This is a genomic window from Protofrankia sp. Cr1, assembly GCF_963555865.1.
Taxonomy (GTDB): domain Bacteria; phylum Actinomycetota; class Actinomycetes; order Frankiales; family Frankiaceae; genus Protofrankia.
Map to the genome: position 1 here is coordinate 1 of NZ_CAUVXO010000559.1, position 3340 is coordinate 3340.

3 protein-coding genes are annotated in these 3340 nt (G+C 69.8%); 1 reads left to right on the top strand and 2 read right to left on the bottom strand.

The window, feature by feature from the left end; all coding sequences use genetic code 11:
* Positions 1 to 52: 52 nt before the first annotated feature.
* Both U9980_RS25765 and U9980_RS25770 read right to left on the bottom strand, forming a co-directional pair.
* Complete coding sequence (locus U9980_RS25765; protein ID WP_322770299.1) at positions 53 to 1576, bottom strand: sugar ABC transporter ATP-binding protein; 1524 nt, start codon at positions 1574 to 1576, stop codon at positions 53 to 55.
* A 174-nt stretch (positions 1577 to 1750) separates the two neighbouring features.
* Entirely contained in the window at positions 1751 to 2395 is a 645-nt protein-coding gene (locus tag U9980_RS25770) for a TetR/AcrR family transcriptional regulator (RefSeq protein WP_322747047.1), read from the bottom strand.
* A gap of 100 nt (positions 2396 to 2495) precedes the next feature.
* Here U9980_RS25770 and U9980_RS25775 point away from each other — a divergent pair, with 100 nt between their 5' ends.
* Positions 2496 to 3140 carry a helix-turn-helix domain-containing protein gene (locus U9980_RS25775; protein ID WP_322754711.1) on the top strand — a complete coding sequence of 215 codons (645 nt, stop codon included), beginning with the start codon at positions 2496 to 2498 and terminating at the stop codon, positions 3138 to 3140.
* The last annotated feature ends 200 nt before the right edge of the window (positions 3141 to 3340 follow it).

Genomic DNA, 3340 nt, shown 5'->3' on the forward strand with positions numbered 1-3340 from the left:
CCGTCAGTGACAGCGATCCCGGCGGCATTTTTTGGTTGCGCTGCTTCTGTCGTCATGACGCGCTCCTGAGGGTGTGACCGACCGCTGCGGCCGTGATGCGGTCCGCGTGCAGGTCGGCGCGGTGTAACTCATCCACGACACGGCCGCCCGCGAGGACGAGCACGCGTCCGCACAGCCGCGCCAGTTCGTCATGGTCGGTGGAGACGACCACGACAGCCGCACCGTCCGCCGCGGCCCGGTCGACCAGCGCATGAATCTCGGCCTTCGCCCCGATGTCGACGCCCTGCGTCGGTTCGTCGAGAACCAGGACCCGAGGCGCGCGACGCAGCCAACGGGCCAGAACGACCTTCTGCTGGTTGCCGCCGGACAGCGTCGACATGGCCCGTTCGGCACCGGCCGGCGCCACGTTCAACCGGTCCAGCCAGCGGGCGACGTCCGACCGCTCGCTGCCCCGGCGCAGCAGGCCCCGGCGGCTGAACGCGGTCGGACTCGCCACCACGACGTTCTCCTGCAGATCCGCATCGAGGAACGCCGCGTTGGCGTGCCGCTCGGCGGGCACGAGCCCCATGCCGGACCGCATGGCAAGATCGGGACGCAGCTGCGGAACGGCCTTGCCCGCGACGGCCACGACCCCTGCGCGCGCACAGCCGCCGAACAGCGCGAGCGCCAACTCCTCACGGCCGGAGCCGGTGAGGCCGGCGACGCCGACGACCTCCCCGGAGTGCACGGTCAGGTCGACCCCTCGCAGGGCGGTGGTCTCCAGGGTGCGGACGTCGAGGGCCACCTCACCCTGGTGGGCCGCCTCGGCCGGCGGCACGTCGTACTGCGCCAGCTTGCGGCCAATCATCAACTCGACCAGGTCGGCCTCGTCGAGCCCGGCGGTGGGCCGGGTGGTGACCAGAGCGCCGTCGCGCAGCACGCTCACGGTGTCGCAGAGCCCGAAGACCTCGTCCAGATGATGCGAGACGAAGATGACCGCGACGCCGGCATCGCGCACGCTGCGGACCAGCGCGAACAGGCGCTGCGCCTCGGCGGCCGGCAGATTGGCCGTAGGTTCGTCGAGGACGAGCACCCGCGGCGGTGTGGCGTGCCGCGACAGCGCGCGCGCCACCGCGACCGCGGTCCGCTCGCTCGCCGCCAGAGCACCCACGGGCCGGCTGATGTCGAAGTCGTAGCCGAGGTCGCGCACTGCGCTGCGGGCCCCGGCCCGTTCCTGGCGCCAGCGAATCAGGCCGAGCCGGCCGGTTTCGTAGCCGTGGCCCAGCGCGAGGTTGTCGACTGTGTCAAGCGTCGCGACGAGACCGAGGTCCTGATGGACGAAACGCAGCCCGGCGGCATCCGACGAGGTGGGGTCACCGAATGCCAACGGCCGATCGACGACGGTGACCTGACCACCGGCATCCGGCTCGTGGAAACCGGCCAATATTTTGATCAACGTCGACTTGCCGCAGCCGTTCTGACCGACCAGGGCACGTACCTCACCGGGCTCGACGTCGATGTCGACGTCCACCAGGGCGCGCTGCCCGGGGAACGTCTTCGACAGCCGTCGCACGCGGAGCACGGGAGTAGCCACCATCGGACTCCTCGTCTGAGAGCGACCGAGGGCACGGCGCTCTTTCTGGAGTTGCTTTTGTGATGGCGGCTACAGTAACTGGCGTAGCCCGCCGCGCCAACATCTGTCCGCGGCCGGAGCGCGGCCGGAGTGTGGCCGGGCGCGCTGAAACTCGGCACTCAGTTGACGACTCGACTCTCAGTCGACGGTGAGTATCCGCTCAGACATGGCGTCCAGGGCCCGGCGCAGGGCCTTCGGTGGCTGACTGCTGAGCGGACCGTCATCCATGCGCATCGGATGGATGGCTATCAGCAGATGGGTGAGGGTACGCACGGCGAGCGTCTGGGTCGCGTGCTTGGCTGCGGCGGAACGCCGCGTCGTGGGCATCCGGGACGAGACGATGTAGTCGAACGACCGCTGGATGTGCAGCTCCTCGAAGTCCCGCCGCAACACCCGGGCCTGCTGGGTGGCGCCGGGCATGTGCAGGTAGAGCAGGCGCGCCTCGTCGGGATGCGCCTCGATCCAGTCCCAGACCGCGCCGGTGACCCGACGCAACGCGGTGATGTCGCCTGGTTCGTCGTCGGACCGTGCCTGCGCGACGACGGCGTTGGTCGCGCCCACGACCCGCCGCAGGGCGACGTCGAAGAGCTCCTCCTTGCCGGAGAAGTGGTAATACACCGCGGTGGGGACGACCTGCGCCGCCTCGGCGATATCCTGGATGCCGGCCGCGTCGAAGCCCTTACGGGCGAAAACCCCGATGGCGGCGGTGACGATCAACTGGCGCTTGGAGGGACGGTGCGCGGGTTGCCTGCCCCGCTCCGGCAGCTCCGCAAGCTCCGTCACAGGGAACCTCCTGACCTGATGCCGCACCGGCCCGACCATGATGACCCAACAGACCTCGGAGCCCCCGGGGCCGCGAGCCGGTTGGGAGAATCGGCGTCACATGACTGAAAGCTCTGACGGGAACGGTAGTCCCAAACGGCCCGCCCACCGACCGTCGCGGCGCAGCGACGTGATCGACGCCGCCACGCGGCTGTTCGCCATGCGCGGTCTGGAAACGGTGACCGTCGCCGACATCGCGGACGAGGCCGGGATGACCTCGGCTGCGGTCTACTACCATTTTCCATCCAAGATCGATATTCTACTCGAAGCCATGCGGACCTTCAGCAGGGCACTTGTCACCGAGCTGGACGACCGGGTCACCGCCAGGTCAGCTGAGAACGGGACCATCGGTAACGGGGCCATCGGTGACCTGCTGACAGGCCTGCTCGGCTGGCTGGAGGAACACCGACCTGCGGCGACGGTCTACTTCGTGACCTCGTCCGGGGCGAACCTCGCCGCTGAGGCCCTGCGCCGGGAGACCCGGGTCGAGCTCATGGAGCTGTTCACCCGGGCGGTGGACGCGAGGAAGTCCCCCGAACGACGGATCCGGCCCGCGGAAGCCGGGGTGATGGCGACCGGCCTGCTCTCGCTGGTCGAGACGGCGGCGGCATCCTGGCTGGCCGAGGACGCCGTCCTCGAAGGGCTCGGGCAGCGCCGATTCCTGCGGGAGACCGCCGCGCTGGCCGAGCGCATCGTCGGGGCCTGAGGACCCCCTGTGGCATCACCGGCACCGTCGGGGTTGAACCACAACCGCCGAATGCCGACGACTGAGAGCGCCCGGCAATAGGGGCGTGGATCAAGGAGCGGGGCCGGGGTGCGTGCATCGCGAGGCGGAGGAGGAAGGCACCCTGGTGTTGGGTGTCGACCGACGACAACGACGCGAGGTGCGTGCCCGAGCCCCGCGAC

Bases quoted from the DNA above. Each gene is read 5' to 3' on its own strand.
- U9980_RS25775 (WP_322754711.1), top strand. From the start codon at position 2,496: ATGACTGAAAGCTCTGACGGGAACGGTAGTCCCAAACGGCCCGCCCAC.
- U9980_RS25765 (WP_322770299.1), bottom strand. From the start codon at position 1,576: ATGGTGGCTACTCCCGTGCTCCGCGTGCGACGGCTGTCGAAGACGTTC.